This window comes from Streptomyces lichenis (assembly GCF_023218175.1).
Classification (GTDB): domain Bacteria; phylum Actinomycetota; class Actinomycetes; order Streptomycetales; family Streptomycetaceae; genus Streptomyces; species Streptomyces lichenis.
On sequence record NZ_JALPTH010000016.1, the window covers coordinates 1 to 16,346 of the forward strand.

Genomic DNA, 16,346 nt, shown 5'->3' on the forward strand with positions numbered 1-16,346 from the left:
GGGGGGGGGGGGGGGGGGGGGGGGGGGGGGGGGGGGGGGGGGGGGGGGGGGGGGGGGGGGGGCTCGGCGGCGGAGGAGCGGGCCGCGGACCAGGTGTCGGGGTCGGTGACGTCCACGCCGCTGGTGGCGCGGGGGGCGACCGGGGCGGTGACGTAGGTGGGGAGGGGGACCGGGACGGGGTCCCAGCTGTCGCCGCGGGAGGGGCCCTGGTCGCGCTGCTGGTCCACCCACTCGGCGTGGTCGGTCTGCTCGACCAGGGCGCGGCGGCCCGCCTCCTGGGGGGTGAGCGGGGAGGCGGCGGGCTCCGGAGCGGTGGGCTGCGGCTCGGAGGCGTCGGCGGCGGGCGGCTCGGGGGCCGCGGGGCGGCGGCGCGGGCGGTTCTCGCGCAGCCGCTGCGCGGCGGCCTCGGCGCGGCGGCGGTCCATGACGTAGGCGAACCGGCGGCGCTCCTGGCGGCGCAGATGGGCGATGTAAGCGCTGAGGAGGATGGCGGGGACGGCGGGGGCCCAGAGGAAGGCGAGGCCGCCCACGGCCGCGGCGACGGCGCCGATGGTGAAGCAGGCGAAGAGGACCACGGTGGTGCGCCGGCGGCGGGCCAGCGCCTTGGAGCGGCGGGCGCGCTCGGCGGCACCGTTGGCGGAGCGGGGGCGCCGGTCGGCGGGGGGCCGCGCGGGCGGGGCCTGCGGGGCGTCCGGCGCGCCGGGCCGCGCCTCGGTCCGGGGCGCGGCGAAGGCCCGGACGTCGACCGAGGCCAGATGCTCGGTCTCGGCGTCCGGGTCCACGTCGGGCGGGCCCTCGGCGCTGCGCCGGTCCAGCTCCTTGGCGTACCGGCGTTCCATGCCGGCGCGTCCGGACAGGAGCCGGATGGCGGTGCTGAAGCGTTCCGTCGGACGGGCTTCGTTCAACTCGTCCTGCCGGCGGAGCCACATCGGCACCAGGTAGGCGGCCCAGGCCCCGACGATGACTGCGTAGATGAGGCCGCTGCTGCTCACGTGTCACACCGTAGAGGGGTTTGCATCAAGCCATCGCCCAATTGGGCCGGTGTGTCGCACGATCTGGCTGATATCAACGAAATTTTTTCGGACGGTCGGAGGAAAAGGAAGGAGAGGGAGGGGAAAAGGGGGAATTAATTCGAACATATGAATTAATTGGTGGGGTGGGCGGTGCGGCCGGCCCGGTGCCAGCGGCGCAGCAGGCCCTCGGGGACCTCCTCGGCGGTCAGCGCGAAGACCAGGTGGTCCCGCCAGGCGCCGTCGATATGGAGGTAGCGGGGGCGCAGGCCCTCCTCGCGGAAGCCGAGTTTCTCGACGACGCGGCGGCTGGGGGCGTTCTCGGGGCGGATGCACACCTCGACCCGGTGCAGCCCCACACGGCGGAAGCAGTGGTCGACGGCGAGGGCGACCGCGGTCGGCATCACCCCGCGGCCGGCCACCTCGCGGTCCACCCAGTAGCCGACGTGCCCCGAGCACATCGAACCCCAGGTGATCCCGGCGACGGTGAGCTGGCCGACCAGCCGGCCCTCGTACTCCACGACGAAGGGGAGCATCCGGCCCGCGCCGGCCTCCGCGCGCAGATGGCGGACCATCTGGCGGTAGGTGGGGCGGCGGGCGAACGGGGTGCCGGGGGCGGGCGGCGGGATGGTCGCCTCCCAGGGCCGCAGCCAGTCGCGGTTGCGGCGGTTGACCTCCCGCCAGCCGCGCTGGTCGCGGTGCTTTATCGGCCGCAGGGTCACCGGTCCGTCCACCAGGACCACCGGCCAGCCGGGGGTCATGACGGCCTGGAGTGGTCGCCGCCGCGGAGCTGGTCCACCGCGTGGCCGAGCAGCGGTTCGAGGACGGCCAGTCCGTCGCGTACCCCGCCGGGCGAGCCGGGCAGGTTGACGATCAGGGTGTGGCCGGCGACCCCGGCGAGGCCCCGGGAGAGCGCCGCCGTGGGCACCTTGTCCCGGCCGTACGCCCGGATCGCCTCCGGGATGCCGGGCACCTCGTGGTCGAGCAGGGCCCGGGTGACGTCGGGGGTGCGGTCGGTGGGCGAGACACCGGTGCCGCCGGTGGTGAGGATGACGTCGTAGCCGGCGTCCACCCCGGCGCGGAGGGCCGCGCCGACCGGGTCGCCGTCGGGGACGACCTGGGGGCCGTCCACGGTGAAGCCGAACCGGGCCAGGCCCTCGGCGAGCAGCGGGCCGCCCCGGTCCTCGTACACCCCGGCGGCGGCGCGGTTGGAGGCGGTGATGACGAGGGCGCGGTGGGGGGTGGAGGGGGATGACAGCGGCGGTGGAGGGGATGACTGCGGTGCGGTCGGTGGGTGGGGTGACTGCGGTGTGGTCGGTGGGTGGGGGGTGTGGGCGCCGGTGACGTGGCCGGCTCGGGGGGTCATCGGGTGCCCTCGGCGGCCGGTTCGGCGGCCCACTCGGTGGCGCCGCCGGGCTCGGGGGCGGAGGCGGGGGCAGCGGTGGGGCCTACGCCGCCGGTCGGTTCCTCGGCGGAGTCGGGAGAGGTGCGGTGGTAGGGGCCGGATGTGCCGCCGGTCTTCTCCTCCACCTGGATGTCGGTGATGACGGCGGACTTGTCGACGGCCTTGACCATGTCGACCACCGTGAGGGCGGCGACGGAGACGGCGGTCAGGGCCTCCATCTCGACGCCGGTGCGGTCGGTGGTCTTGACGGTGGCGGCGATCTCCACGGCGTCGTCGGCGACGGACAGGTCGAGGGTGACGCCGGAGAGGGCGAGCGGGTGGCAGAGGGGGATCAGCTCGGGGGTGCGCTTGGCGCCCATGATCCCGGCGATCCGGGCGGTGGCAAGGGCATCGCCCTTGGGGACGCCCTCGCCGCGCAGCAGCTCGATCACCCGCGGGGAGACCCGCACCCGGCCGGTGGCGCGGGCGGTGCGGGCGGTGACGTCCTTGGCGGAGACGTCCACCATGCGGGCGGCCCCGGACTCGTCGATATGGGTCAGTCCGCTGCCTTGCGTCGTACTCACTGCTGAACTCCGCCTCGCGTTCGGCGCCATTGCCCCGTATCGACCAGTGTGACCCAGGGGTCCCGGGGACGCCCCGGGAAGGCACGGCGCGCCATACGGTACCGGTCAGCCGATGAGGATGACTTCCAGCTCCTGGCCCGGTTCGACGGAGTCGGTGTCCTCGGGGACGACGATCAGGGCGTCGGCGAGGGCGAGGGCGCCGATGAGGTGGGAGCCGGCGCCGCCCACCGGGGTGACGGTGCCCGCCTCGGGGTCGTAGGTCCCGCGCAGGAACTGGCGCTTGCCGGGCGGGGAGGTGAGCGCCCGGTCGGTGGCGACGGCGGCGCGCAGGCGGGGGCGGGCGTCGTCCGGGACGTCCCGCAGGCCGCGCAGGGCCCGGATCGCGGGCCGGGCGAACAGCTCGAAGGAGACGTAGGAGGAGACCGGGTTCCCGGGGAGGGCGAGCAGCGGGGTCCGGTCGGGGCCGATGGCGCCGAAGCCCTGGGGCTTGCCGGGCTGCATGTCCAGCTTGCGGAAGTCGACGCCGGGGGCCGCCTCGTCCGGCTCCGCTTCCTCGCCGAAGGAGCCCGCGGTGGAGAGGGCCTCCTTGACCACGTCGTAGGCGCCGACGCTGACCCCGCCGGTGGTGACCAGCAGGTCGGCGCGGATCAGCTGGTCCTCGATGGTGGCGCGCAGGGCGTCGGGCTCGTCGGTGACGGCGCCGACCCGGTAGGCGATGGCTCCGGCGTCCCGGGCAGCGGCGGCCAGGGCGAAGCTGTTGGAGTCGTGGATCCGGCCGGGGGTCAGCTCCTCGCCGGGCTGGACCAGCTCGCTGCCGGTGGAGAGGACGACCACCCGGGGGCGGGGGCGGACCTTGGCCGTGCCGTGGCCGATGGCGGCGAGCAGGCCGATCTGCGGCGGGCCGAGCACGGTGCCGGCGGCGAGCGCCAGGTCGCCGGCCTTGACGTCGCTGCCGCGGGGGCGGATGTGCGCCCCGGCCTCCGCGGGGCGGTGGACGCGGACCTCGCCGCTCGCGCCCTCGGGGGCGGAGCCGGCCGGGCGCATGCCGGTGGCCGCGCCCTCGCCGGTGCCGCCGTCGGTCCACTCGACCGGGACGACGGCCTCGGCGCCGGGCGGCAGCGGGGCGCCGGTCATGATGCGTGCGGCCTGGCCGGGGCCGACGGTGGGCAGTCCCGCACTGCCCGCCGCCACGTCGCCGATCACGGTCAGCACCGCCGGGTACTCCTCGGTGGCGCCGGTGACATCGGCGACCCGTACCGCGTAGCCGTCCATGGAGCTGTTGTCGAAGGGCGGCAGGGCGACGGGCACCATGACGTCCTCGACCAGGACACAGCCCTGGGCTTCGGGCAGCGGCAGCTCGATCGGGTCGAGCGGGTGGACCGACTGGAGGATGTCCTCCAGGTGCTCGTCCACCGACCAGGTCGTGCTCACAGGCTCTGCATCTCCTCGGTGACGTAACGGCGGAGCCAGGTGCGGAACTCCGGACCCAGATCCTCACGTTCGCACGCGAGTCTGACAATGGCGCGCAGATAGTCGGCCCGGTCGCCGGTGTCGTAGCGGCGGCCCTTGAAGACCACCCCGTGCACCGGTCCGCCCACGCTCTCGTCGGCGGCGAGCCTCTGCAGGGCGTCGGTGAGCTGGATCTCGCCGCCGCGTCCGGGCGGGGTCTCGCGCAGTATCCCGAAGACGGCGGGGTCGAGGACATAGCGGCCGATGACGGCGTAGTTGCTGGGGGCGTCGGCCGGGTCGGGCTTCTCGACCAGCCCGGTGACCCGGACGACGTCGCTGTCCGCGGTGGTCTCCACGGCGGCGCAGCCGTACAGGTGCACCTGCGCCGGGTCGACCTCCATCAGCGCGACCACGCTGCCGCCCTCGCGCTCGCGGATGTCGACCATCCGGGAGAGCAGCGGGTCGCGCGGGTCGATCAGGTCGTCGCCGAGCAGGACGGCGAACGGCTCGTCGCCGACGTGCGGGGCGGCGCAGAGCACGGCGTGGCCGAGGCCGCGCGGGTCGCCCTGGCGGACGTAGTGCATGGTGGCCAGGTCGCTGGACTCCTGGACCCTGCCGAGCCGTTCGGTGTCGCCCTTGCGGCTGAGGGCCTCCTCCAGCTCGTAGTTGCGGTCGAAGTGGTCCTCCAGCGGGCGCTTGTTGCGGCCGGTGATCATCAGCACATCGGACAGGCCCGCGCCGACGGCCTCCTCCACGACGTACTGGATGGCCGGCTTGTCGACGACCGGCAGCATCTCCTTGGGAGTGGCTTTCGTCGCCGGCAGGAACCGGGTGCCGAGACCTGCGGCGGGGATGACAGCCTTGCTGAGTCCGATGTGCGACTGAGTCATGCGGTAACCATATCTGTTCGTTATGAGCGGAAGGTTAACGATTGTCACCTTTCGCCCCACTTGCTCTCATACAAACACATAGACACGTCATAGCAACGGGCGCTCCGCTATTGCTCTGCATACGACATGCTTGTGAGGTCATCATGGTGGGCGACCAGCCCGACGAGGCCGCGTGGTCCGGGAGAACCGTTCCGTCCGACGACGCCGTGCCGGCGGCCGTACCGTCCGACAAGGCCCTGCTGCGCCGCCGACTGCTCGCCGCGCGGGCCCTTCTGACCAGTGATGACGTCCAGACGGCCGCCGCGGTTCTGACCGGTTCGGCGATGGCGCTGCCCGAGCTCACCCGCGCCCGCACGGTGGCGGCCTATGTCTCGGTGGGGCGCGAACCCGGGACGCGGGCGCTGCTGGACGCCCTGCGCGAGCGGGGCGTACGCGTGCTGCTGCCCGTACTGCTGGCGGACAACGACCTGGACTGGGCGGTGTACGAGGGTCCCGGCAGCCTGGCGAAGGCGCGGCGGGGGCTGCTGGAGCCGACGGGGCCGCGGCTGGGCCCGGAGGCGGTGCTCGGGGCGGGGGCGGTGCTGCTGCCGGGGCTGGCGGTGGACGCGCGCGGGATGCGGCTGGGGCGGGGCGGCGGCTCGTACGACCGGGTGCTGGCCCGGATCGCCCGGGCCGGCACCGATCCGGCGCTGGTGGTGCTGCTGTACGCGGGCGAGGTCCTGGAGCACGTCCCGGAGGAGCCGCACGACCACCCGGTGCACGCCGTGGTCACCCCCGAGGCCACCCTGCGGTTCCGGGCCTCGGGCGGCGGTTACGGGGACTGAGGGCCCGTAGGAGGACATGGGGACGGCCCCCTTGCGGAGGAGTTCCGGAAGGGGGCCGTTCGGCAGGCGGGGGCGGGTCAGGAGCCCCTGTCGCCGGGCGGGTCAGGAGTTCTTGCCGCCGGGCGGGGTGAGGACCAGGGTCTCGTCCGTCGCCGCGTCCACCGCCTTCGGCCCGTAGGCCCACTCCAGCAGCTCGCCCTTGGCCCACTTGTCCGTCTGGTCGGTGTAGTGGGCGTTGTAGGCGTGCCCGGAGGCGCCGGTCAGGTTGATCCAGCGGGACTTGTCCCAGTCGCCGACGGTGACGACCATCCGCATCGACGGCACCCAGACCACCCCGTACCCGCCGGCCGCGTTCCAGCCGGTGGCGTTGACCGCGGCCTCACCGCCGGAGAGGTTCCACGGGCCGCGGTTGAGCAGGGTCTTCAGCAGTCCGGGGCCGCTGGTGCCCAGGGTCTGGTTCTCCAGGTTCAGCTGGTGCAGCCGGCCCCAGCTCCAGCTGGAGACGTCCTTGCCGAGCTTGGCGGTCAGCTCCCAGCGGGCGTCCTCCATGGCCCGCTTCAGCAGCCCGTCCCGGGTCTTGGTGGCCTCGTGGGTACGGCTGCGGGCCGAGGTCCACCAGTCGTTGTCCTGGTCCTTCAGCAGCCCGCGCACCACCTCGTACCAGCGGTCGCCGCCGTCCGGCTGGGCGGTGTCGGCGTCCCGCTGGCCGCACTCGCGCACCAGCCGGTCCTGCTCGTCGGCCGGTCCGGTGGAGTCGGCCGGCGGCACCGTCAGGCACTCGCCCTTGGGCCGCAGCTCCTTGGGCAGCTTGTTGCCGAAGGCCAGCTTCAGGGTGTTGCGCCAGACCGCGTTGAAGTAGGCGGCGGCCCCGGAGTCGGAGTCCTGGGTGTAGTCCCAGCCCTCCAGCAGCTTCTGCGCCTCGCGGACGTGCGGGTCACTGAAGTCGATCTTCAGCAGGTACGGGGTGAGCAGCCGGGCGATCTCGCTGCTGGAGTCCGTCTGCATCACCCGCATGTCCTCGGTCGACACCTTGGCGCCGTCCTTGGTCTTCGCCTCGATCAGGTCGTTGATCCGCTGGCTGCGCGCGCCGTAGCCCCAGTCCTTGGTGAGCGGGTAGGGGTACTCGTCCTCGTCGACGACGGCCTGGTTGGCGGTCACGATGTAGCCGCGGGAGGGGTTCTGCTCCCAGGGCAGCTCCTCGAAGGGGATGTACTCCTTCTTCCAGGTGTACTCGGGGTCCCAGCCCGGCGCCGGCAGGGTGCCGTCGTGGCCCTCCTGGCGGACCGGGATACGGCCCGGCGCCTGGTAGCCGATGTTGCCCTCGGCGCCCTTGGAGTCGGCGTAGATGAGGTTCTGCGACGGTACGGCGAAGTCGGCGGCCGCGGCGCGGAACTGCTGGAAGTCCTTGGCCTGGTTCAGCTTGAAGACCGCGTCCATGGTCTTGCCGGGCTCCAGCGCGGTCCAGCGCAGCGCCACCGCGTAGCCGTCGCCGCGGTCCGGGGCGAGGTTGTCCACCGGGGCCTCCTCGCCGACCTTGCCCAGCTCCTTGCTGCGGTCGGAGACGAGCGGGCCGTTGTTGGTGGTGCGCACGGTGATGGTGCGGCTGCCGCCGCCGGCGACCTTGATGGTCTCCTCGCGGGTGGTGAACGGCAGCTCCTTGCCGCCGTACTGGTAGCCGCTGTCGGTGACCTTCTCCAGGTAGAGGTCGCTGACGTCGGCGCCGAGGTTGGTCATGCCCCAGGCGATGTCCTGGTTGTGGCCGATGACCACGCCGGGCATGCCGGAGAAGGTGTAGCCGGAGACGTCGTAGCCGCAGGTGTTGTTCACCTTCCGGCAGTGCAGGCCCATCTGGTACCAGAGCGAGGGCAGCTGGGGCGCCAGGTGCGGGTCGTTGGCGAGCAGCGGCTTGCCGGTGGTCGTGTACTTACCGGAGACCACCCAGGAGTTGGACCCGATGCCGTTGCCGTTGGGGCCGAAGAGGGCGGGGATCTTCTCCAGGGAGCTCGCGAGCGAGGACATCTGGGTCTGGAAGCCCTCGGACGCGCCCTGGGGGGTCCCGGCGGTGCCTGTGCCGGTACCGGTGCCGGTGGTGCCTGTGCCGGTTGTTCCCGTGCCGGTGCCCGTTCCCGTACCGCCGCCCGAGCCGGAGCCCGTCCCCGTACCCGTACCGGAGCCGTTGTCGGTGGAGCCCTCGGCGGAGGGGTCGAAGGAGCCGGTGGCGGGGTCGACGCCGCCGCGGTCGACGATCGGGCGGTGCGTCTTGTACGGGTACTGCGGGTACAGCTGCTTGATCTGCTCCGGGGTGAGCCGGCTGGTCATCAGCGAGCGGTCGACCTCGTCCTGGAGGTTGGAGCGCAGGTCCCAGGCCATCGCCTTGAGCCAGGCCACCGAGTCCACCGGGGTCCAGGGCTCGATCTTGTAGTCGTTGGCGAAGGAGAGCGCGGTGTACTCGACCGCGATGTCACCGCCCTCCTTGTCCTTGAGGTAGGCGTTGACGCCGTCCGCGTAGGCCTGGAGGTTCTTCTTGGTCTCCGGCGAGAGCAGCTTGTCGTACTCCTGCTGGGCGACCCGGCGCCAGCCCAGAGTGCGCAGGAAGGCGTCGGTCTCGACCTGCTCCTTGCCGAACATCTCGGAGAGCCGGCCCGCGGTCATATGGCGGCGGACGTCCATCTCCCAGAAGCGGTCCTGCGCCTGGACGTAGCCCTGCGCCCGGAACAGGTCCTCGTCGGTGGAGGCGTAGATCTGCGGGACGCCGTAGCCGTCGCGTTTGACGTCCACCGGCTCCGACAGGCCGTCGAGTTCCAGGGTCCCGGTGGTCTGCGGGAAGGGTGTGCGTACCGTACTGACGCCCCAGTAGGCGCCGTAGCCGATGCCCCCGACCAGGGCCAGCACCAGCACGAGCACGAGCAGTCGGGCGCGTCGCCCCTTCTTCTTGGCGGCCGGGGCGGTGGTGTTGGCGGGCATCGCTGTCCTTCGAGGCGCAGGCTGGTCCGGGAGTGCTGGAGCAACCATAGGCGCAGCGCCTGAGCCGTCCGGACGCGGTGTCAGTAAGGCCCCATTGATCCCGATCCGTACCGTCCGGGGGCGGGATGATGTGACCACTTGGCCACGGACCCGCGTCAAGGAAGCGTTAATGATTAGGTAAAGTAACGAAGTGCTGTGCCGCCGCCGAGAGGCCGCCGGGGGACGATCCGGCGGCGGGCGGCGCACCCACCGACCAGCCCGCCCTCAGGCCCGCAAGGGTCCGCCAGGGTCCGCCGGGAAAGGAATCGGCCACTGACTGTCCACCAGCTCAACGAACTCCTCTTCGTCTGCGCCCTCGTCCTGCTCGTCGCGGTGGCGGCGGTGCGCGTCTCGTCCCGGAGCGGGCTGCCCAGCCTGCTGCTGTATCTCGGGATCGGCGTCGCCATGGGCCAGGACGGGATCGGCAACGTCGCTTTCGACAACGCCGAGCTGACCCAGGTGATCGGCTACGCCGCCCTGGTGGTGATCCTGGCCGAGGGCGGTCTGGGCACCAAGTGGAAGGAGATGCGGCCGGCGCTGCCCGCGGCGGCCGTGCTGTCGACGGTCGGCGTCGCGGTGAGCGTGGGGGTCACGGCCGCGGCCGCGCACTACCTGGTGGGCCTGGACTGGCGGCAGGCGCTGATCATCGGCGCGGTGGTCTCCTCAACCGACGCTGCGGCGGTCTTCTCGGTGCTGCGCAGGCTCCCGCTGCCGTCCCGGGTGACCGGGGCGCTGGAGGCGGAGTCCGGGTTCAACGACGCCCCCGTGGTGATCCTGGTGGTGGCCTTCTCCACGGCCGGCCCGGTCGGCGCCTGGTACACGCTGCTCGGCACCATCGTGCTGGAGCTGGCCATCGGCGCGGTGGTCGGGCTCGTGGTCGGCGCCGCCGGCTCCCTGGGGCTGCGCCGGATCGCCCTGCCCGCCTCCGGCCTCTACCCGATCGCCGTGATGGCGATCGCGGTGGCGGCGTACGCGGTCGGCGCCATGCTGCACGGCAGCGGCTTCCTCGCGGTCTACGTGGCCTCGGTGATCCTGGGCAACGCCAAGCTCCCGCACGCCCCCGCCACCCGCGGCTTCGCCGAGGGGCTGGGCTGGATCGCCCAGATCGGGATGTTCGTGCTGCTGGGACTGCTGGTCACCCCGCATGAGCTGGGTGACGACTTCTGGCCGGCGATCATGGTCGGGCTGGTGCTCACCATGGTGGCCCGGCCGCTGTCGGTGCTGCTCAGCCTCGCTCCGTTCCGCATCCCCTGGCAGGAGCAGGCGCTGATGTCCTGGGCCGGGCTGCGCGGGGCGGTGCCCATCATCCTGGCGACCATCCCGATGGTGTCCGGGATCGAGGGCAGCCGGAACATCTTCAACGTCGTCTTCGTGCTGGTGGTCGTCTACACCCTGGTCCAGGGGCCGACCCTGCCCTGGCTCGCCAAGGCACTGGGGCTCGGGCGCCCGGCCGAGGCGGCCGACCTGGGCATCGAGTCCGCCCCGCTGGAGCGGCTGCGCGGCCATCTGCTCTCGGTGGCCATTCCCGCGGGCTCTCGGATGCACGGCGTGGAGGTCGCCGAGCTGCGGCTGCCCCCGGGGGCCGCGGTGACCCTGGTGGTACGGGACGAGCGGAGCTTCGTGCCGGCGCCCACGACCGTGCTGCGGCGCGGGGACGAGCTGCTGGTGGTGGCCACCGACCCGGTCCGGGACGCGGCCGAGCGGCGGCTGCGGGCGGTCGGCCAGGGCGGAAAGCTCGCCGACTGGCTGGGTACGGGGGCGGGCCCGGGCGGTAGCCCCTCCGGCCGCGCCGGTACGGGCGGAGGGGTGCGGTCCGCCACCAAGCGGACGGGGAGCGCGCGGTCGGCCGGCAAGCGGTCGGGGCGCGGGCGGTGGGCCGGTGCTTCCGGTGCCTCCGGTGCTTCTGGTGCCTCCGGTGCCTCCGATGGGGATCGGTCCGGCGGTACGCGTGCGGGCACGGGGGCGGGTACGGCCGGCGGGGCGCGGTCCCGGGCGGGCGGCGGCGGTGTGGCGGACGGGCCGGTGCGCCGGTTGTCGGGCGGGGCGCTCGGCCGGATGCGCCGCAGGTCGGGCAGCGTCCGCACCCCGGGGCCGGGCCCCGAGCCCGAGAAGAGGACGGAGAAAGGGACGGAGAAAGGGACGGGAGAGGGGACGAAGGGGTGACGGCAGGGGGCGAGCCCGGGCGCGGGCGTGATCTCGCACTCAGTCCGCCGTGTCACCCGCGAGATCACAGGCATATGCCGGGCTTTTCCTGCACTTCCCCTGTACCATCAGAGGCACACTGATCGATCCAACTCTGCCTGACGCAGAGCTGGCGCGACCGTATGGCGGCCGGTGACGCCCGGGAGGCGCTACATCCCCTCCCCAGGGTGCCGCTCTGTGCGGAACGTACAGAGCGAGCCGGTATCTACCGCAGTTCCGCGCAAGAGGACAGCTCTCGGCCGCCCCGGTACCCCAGGGGGGTGCGCTACCAGGCGGCAGAAAGGCCCGCCGCCGTGGCATCCACGGTCGCCTCCGACTCCTCTCGCGCTTCCGCGCGTCCTGGTTACGGACGCCTGTTGCGCACCCCCGGCGCCTGGACGTTCCTGCTGCCCGGGTTCGCCGCGCGGCAGCCGTTCGCCATGCTCACCATCGGCATCGTGCTGCTGGTGCAGTCCACCACCGGCTCGTACGGCAGCGCCGGCGCCGTCGCCGCGGTGACCGGTGTCTCGATGGCGCTGTTCGCCCCGCAGAGCGGCAAGCTCGCCGACCGCTACGGCCAGCGGGCGGTGCTCGTCCCCGGTGTGCTGGTGCACACCGCCTCGGTGTCGACGCTGGTCGCGCTGGTGCTGACGGGCGCGCCGCTGTGGGCGCTGTTCGCCGCCGCGGTGCCGACCGGTGCCTCCGTGCCGCAGGTCGGGCCCATGGTGCGGGCCCGCTGGGCGGCCACGCTGGAGAAGTCCCCGCTGATGTCGACGGCCGCCGCCTTCGAGTCGGTGACCGACGAGTTCACCTTCGTGGTCGGCCCGGTGCTGGCGACCGCGCTGTGCACCGGCGTCCACCCGGCGGCCGGTCTGGTCGCCGAGGCGGCGCTGACCCTGGTCGGCGGACTGCTCTTCGCCGCCCAGCGCCGCACCCAGCCCGCGCACGGCCTGGTCACCGCCTCGGAGCGGGCCGAGCACGCCTCCGCGCTCTCGGTGCCCGGGGTGCGGGTGCTGGCCGTCGCCTTCCTCGGCATCGGCTCCGTCTTCGGCGGTATGCAGGTCTCGCTGACCGCGTTCACCGAGGAGATCGGCAACCCGGGCGCCAACGGCCTGCTGTACGGGCTGTTCGCGGCCGGCAACATGCTGGCCGGTGTCGCCGTGGGCGCCATCGCCTGGAAGAACGGCCCGCGCCGCCGGCTGCTCGTCGGCTACACGGGGCTGGCCATCGCGGCCTCGCTGCTGTGGACGACGACCTCCTCCGTCGCGCTGCTGGGCGCGCTCGGCCTGGTGGTGGGCGTCTTCATCGCCCCCGCGCTGATCAGCGGCTACACCCTGGTGGACGACCTGGTGCCGGCCTCCGCCCGTACCGAGGCGTTCACCTGGCTCACCGGCGCGGTGGCGCTCGGCCAGGCGTCCGCCGTCACGGTGGCCGGGCAGCTCGCGGACGGGTACGGCTCGACCGCCGGTTTCCTGGTCCCGCTGGGCGGTACGGCGCTGGCGCTGCTCACCCTGGCGAGCCTGCGCTCGCGGCTCGTTCCGCGGCCGGCGGGCCGGACGGTCGCACGTGGCGTCGGTCACCGCGTGCCGGTCACGGTGGACTGATCGAGCGAAATACGTCACTATGGAGCGTCGTTAGCACTCATCGAGTGAGAGTGCCAGGAGGAAGACAAGTGCCGACCTACCAGTACCAGTGCACCGAGTGCGGCGAGGGCCTTGAGGCGGTGCAGAAGTTCACCGATGACGCCCTGACCGAGTGCCCGAGCTGCCAGGGCCGCCTGAAGAAGGTGTTCTCGGCCGTCGGCATCGTGTTCAAGGGCTCCGGCTTCTACCGCAACGACAGCCGCGGCTCGTCGTCGAGCAGCTCGCCGGCGTCGAAGTCCTCCTCGGGGTCTTCGTCCTCCTCGTCCGGGGACTCCTCGTCCTCGTCCTCTTCTTCTTCGTCCTCCTCGGGCTCGGCCTCCTCCGGTTCCGGTTCCTCCGGTTCTTCTGGCTCTTCCGGTGGCTCGAAGTCCGCGGCGGCCTCCAGCTCCGCCGCCTGACGCCTGGCCCTTTGCGCATGGCCCCGCCGTACGGGTACGGCGGGGCCGTTCGCGTTGCCCGACCGCGTCCGTCCGCCCCCCGTTAGGGTGAACGGCATGGCGAACGCTCTGGGGAACGAAGCGGCTATGGGGAACGAAGCGAAGGCAGCGAGCACGGAGGCACCGGCGGCCACCACCGAGGCGGGGGCGGAAGTCGCGGCCGACACGGTGGACACCGCCCAGCGGGCGGCGGACGCGGCGCTGGCAGAGGCGGCCGCGGAGGCCGAGTTCGAGGCGCTGGCCCCGGCCCCACGGGCCGAGATCGGCGTCATCGGCGGCTCGGGCCTCTACTCCTTCCTGGACGATGTCACCGAGGTGACGGTCACCACCCCGTACGGCACGCCCAGCGACTCCCTGTTCATCGGCGAGGTGGCAGGGCGCCGGGTGGCCTTCCTGCCCCGGCACGGCCGCGGCCACCATCTGCCGCCGCACCGGATCAACTACCGGGCCAACCTGTGGGCGCTGCGGGCCGCCGGGGTACGCCAGGTGCTCGGCCCCTGCGCGGTGGGCGGGCTGCTCCCGGAGTACGGGCCGGGCACGCTGCTGGTCCCGGACCAGCTGCTGGACCGCACCAAGGCCCGCGTCCAGACCTACTTCGACGGCGAACCGCTGCCGGACGGCACGGTGCCCAACGTCGTGCACACCACGTTCGCCGACCCGTACTGCCCGATCGGGCGGAAGGTGGCGCTGGCGGCGGCGCACGGCCGCGACTGGGCGGCGGTGGACGGCGGCACCCTGGTGGTCGTGGAGGGCCCGCGCTTCTCCACCCGGGCGGAGTCGCGCTTCCACGCGGCGATGGGCGGGGCGGTCGTGGGCATGACCGGGCACCCGGAGGCGGTCCTCGCCCGTGAGCTGGGCCTCTGCTACACCTCGCTGACCCTGGTGACGGACCTGGACGCGGGCGCGGAGACCGGCGAGGGCGTCTCGCACACCGAGGTGCTGCGGGTCTTCGGGGAGAACCTGGGCCGGCTGCGCGAGGTGCTGTTCGACGCGATCGCCGCCCTGCCCGAGAACGGCAGCCGGTCCTGCCTGTGCACCCAGGTGCACGAGGGCTGGGACCTGGGTATCGAGCTGCCCTGACGCCCCGTACGGGTGACGGCACTGTCCACAGCCCAACTCCTCGGGGCCGGGCTGTGACCAGGTTGTCCACAGGCCCGAGCGGGATCGGAAGACGTACGGGATCGTGAGGCGCGTCGGCGAACGGCCGGCGCGCCTTTCCTGTCGTCCGGAGTCCTCCCGGCTCCGCGTCTCCGCTGGTGGTGGCCCATGAGCTCGCTTCCTCTTCGTCCCTCGTCTCCGTCGCCTCTGTCGTCTCCCTCGCCTTCGTCGCCTCTGTCGCCTTCGTCGTCTTCTTTGTCGTCGGTGCCCGGGGCCCACGGGGTGCCGGGGTTCGCCCCGCTGCGGGTGCGCGGTGGGCGCCACCGGCTGCGGCGCGCGGTCCGCAGGAGACGGCGGGCGATGGCCGCCGGACTGGCGATGGCCGCCGCCGCCCTGGCCGCCTCCGGGCAGCGCGGCCCCGAGGAGGGGGACGGGCCGCGGATCGCGGCGGCAGCGCAGCCCGAGCGCCGTCCGGCGCGGTTGGCGGAGCTGGTGGCGGCACCGGTGCGGATCGCGGACGCGGAGACCGTACGGCTGCTGCGGCCGGGCGACCGGGTCGATGTCATCGCCGCCCCGCTCGGGCAGTCCGCGCGGCCATGGGGTGGCACTTCCGAGGAGGAGGAGCCGGCGGCCCGGGTGCTGGCTCGGGCGGCGAGGGTGGCCGAGGTGCCGCGCGCCGGGCGGTATGCCCGGGGTGACGAGGGCGGTGGTGCCCTGGTGGTTCTCTCCGTGCCACGGGTGACCGCCGCGGCACTGGCCGGTGCGGGCGGGCGCTCCCGGCTGGCGGTGGTCGTGTGCTGAGCAGCGGGGTGGGTCGCCGCCAGAGGTGGTGGAGCGGCTGTCAGAAGTGGAGGGGCGCCTGTCAGAGGCGGTGGAGCGGCTGTCAGAGGTGGTGGGGCGGCTTCTCGTCCAGGAAGCGGGCCAGGTCGGCGGCGCCGCCACCGGACTGGGGTCGGTCGCCCCAGCCCCGGTCGGTGTCGTCCGAGGACTGCTGGTCCAGCGGATCGTCGAAGATCAGTGCCGGTGTGGTCGGCTTCTCGGCGGGCGGACCGCTCGGCTCGCTCTCGTCGGTGCTCCGGCTGCTGCTCGGAGCGTGGGTGTTCCTCATGCCTCCAGCGTACGGGCGGAGGCAGGCCCCCGGTCCGGGCGGCCGCCTCCCGCCACCGGCCCGCCCCGGGTCCGGCCGCCGGCCCGGCGGGGTGCTACGAGAAGCTGTAGCGGGTGTGGCTGAAGGTCCGGCCGTCCCGGCCGAAGCCGTACGCGGTGCCGGGTGCCACCGCGAACAGCAGGTCGTCGCCGGTGCGGATGCTGTCGCCGAAGCCGTGGAAGGTGCCGTCCGGCGAGGTGATGTGGTCCCCGTACTGCTCCTCGAACGCGTCGATGACCTCGTCCTGCCGCGCCGGGTCCGTCACCCGTTCCGCCAGGCCCTCGACCACGATGTCGAGGCTCCCGGAGAGCGCGGACTGCCCGGTGGTGAGCACGCAGTGGGCGTTGCCGGCCAGGTTCTTCGCCTTCTGCTCGCCCGGCCCGGTGCTGAAGTGCAGCGCCCCGTCGTGCCAGGCGGCGATCAGCGGGGTGACGTGGAGCCGGCCGTCGGGCCGCACCGTGGTGATCCAGAAGACCTCGGCGGCCCGCATCCGGCGCTGGGCCTCGGCCCAGTCGGTGGCGGTGACGCCCTCCGCGCCCGGACGCGGGTTGAGGGCGGAGCTGTAGCGGGCGTCGAGCTCGGTCCTGGGCCGCTCGCCGGGCCGGTTTCCTGGCTGGCTCCCGGACCGGCTCTCGGGCTGCTGCGGAGTCATGCGGCCCTCCCTTCCGTCTCCGTAAGAGGCTATGCAGCCCCGCC

General features: G+C 73.3%; 14 protein-coding genes and 1 pseudogene. 6 read left to right on the forward strand and 9 right to left on the reverse strand.

Translation table 11 applies throughout. From position 1 onward, the window contains the following. The 6 genes from sepX to galU form a co-directional block, all read right to left on the reverse strand. The coding region (gene sepX, locus M1O15_RS17165) for a divisome protein SepX/GlpR (protein WP_248634756.1) at window positions 1-992 on the reverse strand (992 nt) is incomplete at its 3' end. A gap of 152 nt (window positions 993-1,144) precedes the next feature. After that, window positions 1,145-1,771 (reverse strand): GNAT family N-acetyltransferase, encoded by a 627-nt coding sequence (locus tag M1O15_RS17170; RefSeq protein ID WP_248634757.1) that lies wholly within the window; start codon window positions 1,769-1,771, stop codon window positions 1,145-1,147. After that, the gene (locus M1O15_RS17175; RefSeq protein ID WP_248634758.1) at window positions 1,768-2,376 is read right to left on the reverse strand and encodes a MogA/MoaB family molybdenum cofactor biosynthesis protein; all 609 of its coding nucleotides are present in this window, start codon (window positions 2,374-2,376) and stop codon (window positions 1,768-1,770) included. Before M1O15_RS17175 ends, M1O15_RS17170 begins: the two co-directional genes overlap by 4 nt. Further along, window positions 2,373-3,008, reverse strand: a complete 636-nt coding sequence (gene moaC / locus M1O15_RS17180) for a cyclic pyranopterin monophosphate synthase MoaC (RefSeq protein ID WP_372499489.1) — start codon at window positions 3,006-3,008, stop codon at window positions 2,373-2,375. Before moaC ends, M1O15_RS17175 begins: the two co-directional genes overlap by 4 nt. 75 nt (window positions 3,009-3,083) lie before the next feature. Further along, the gene (gene glp / locus M1O15_RS17185; protein WP_248634759.1) at window positions 3,084-4,409 is read right to left on the reverse strand and encodes a molybdotransferase-like divisome protein Glp; all 1,326 of its coding nucleotides are present in this window, start codon (window positions 4,407-4,409) and stop codon (window positions 3,084-3,086) included. Further along, window positions 4,406-5,317, reverse strand: a complete 912-nt coding sequence (gene galU / locus M1O15_RS17190; RefSeq protein ID WP_248634760.1) for a UTP--glucose-1-phosphate uridylyltransferase GalU — start codon at window positions 5,315-5,317, stop codon at window positions 4,406-4,408. Before galU ends, glp begins: the two co-directional genes overlap by 4 nt. A 143-nt stretch (window positions 5,318-5,460) precedes the next feature. Between galU and M1O15_RS17195 the strand changes: the two genes are divergently transcribed. After that, on the forward strand, window positions 5,461-6,141 hold the full coding sequence (locus M1O15_RS17195) for a 5-formyltetrahydrofolate cyclo-ligase (protein ID WP_248634761.1): 681 nt from the start codon (window positions 5,461-5,463) through the stop codon (window positions 6,139-6,141). 102 nt (window positions 6,142-6,243) lie between these two features. Here the strand turns inward: M1O15_RS17195 and M1O15_RS17200 are convergent, their stop codons facing one another. Beyond that, window positions 6,244-9,105 carry a penicillin acylase family protein gene (locus tag M1O15_RS17200; protein WP_248634762.1) on the reverse strand — a complete coding sequence of 954 codons (2,862 nt, stop codon included), beginning with the start codon at window positions 9,103-9,105 and terminating at the stop codon, window positions 6,244-6,246. 372 nt (window positions 9,106-9,477) lie between these two features. On the opposite strand from M1O15_RS17200, the pseudogene M1O15_RS17205 reads away from it, so the two are divergent. The 5 genes and pseudogenes from M1O15_RS17205 to M1O15_RS17225 all read left to right on the forward strand — a co-directional run. Then, window positions 9,478-10,920 (forward strand): annotated as a pseudogene (locus M1O15_RS17205) (potassium/proton antiporter); the annotation flags it as partial. Between the two features lie 719 nt (window positions 10,921-11,639). Continuing rightward, window positions 11,640-12,929 carry an MFS transporter gene (locus M1O15_RS17210; protein WP_248634763.1) on the forward strand — a complete coding sequence of 430 codons (1,290 nt, stop codon included), beginning with the start codon at window positions 11,640-11,642 and terminating at the stop codon, window positions 12,927-12,929. Between the two features lie 68 nt (window positions 12,930-12,997). Continuing rightward, on the forward strand, window positions 12,998-13,366 hold the full coding sequence (locus tag M1O15_RS17215) for an FmdB family zinc ribbon protein (RefSeq protein ID WP_248634764.1): 369 nt from the start codon (window positions 12,998-13,000) through the stop codon (window positions 13,364-13,366). A gap of 126 nt (window positions 13,367-13,492) precedes the next feature. After that, window positions 13,493-14,485 (forward strand): S-methyl-5'-thioadenosine phosphorylase, encoded by a 993-nt coding sequence (locus M1O15_RS17220; RefSeq protein ID WP_248634765.1) that lies wholly within the window; start codon window positions 13,493-13,495, stop codon window positions 14,483-14,485. 186 nt (window positions 14,486-14,671) lie between these two features. Then, window positions 14,672-15,304, forward strand: coding sequence for a hypothetical protein (locus tag M1O15_RS17225; RefSeq protein ID WP_248634766.1), 633 nt, complete (start codon window positions 14,672-14,674; stop codon window positions 15,302-15,304). 82 nt (window positions 15,305-15,386) lie between these two features. Here M1O15_RS17225 and M1O15_RS17230 read toward each other — a convergent pair whose 3' ends face one another. Both M1O15_RS17230 and M1O15_RS17235 read right to left on the reverse strand, forming a co-directional pair. Further along, window positions 15,387-15,611: a hypothetical protein gene (locus M1O15_RS17230; protein WP_248634767.1), complete on the reverse strand. Its 225-nt coding sequence runs from the start codon at window positions 15,609-15,611 to the stop codon at window positions 15,387-15,389. Between the two features lie 94 nt (window positions 15,612-15,705). After that, window positions 15,706-16,302, reverse strand: a complete 597-nt coding sequence (locus tag M1O15_RS17235; protein WP_248634768.1) for a pyridoxamine 5'-phosphate oxidase family protein — start codon at window positions 16,300-16,302, stop codon at window positions 15,706-15,708. Window positions 16,303-16,346: the final 44 nt, after the last annotated feature.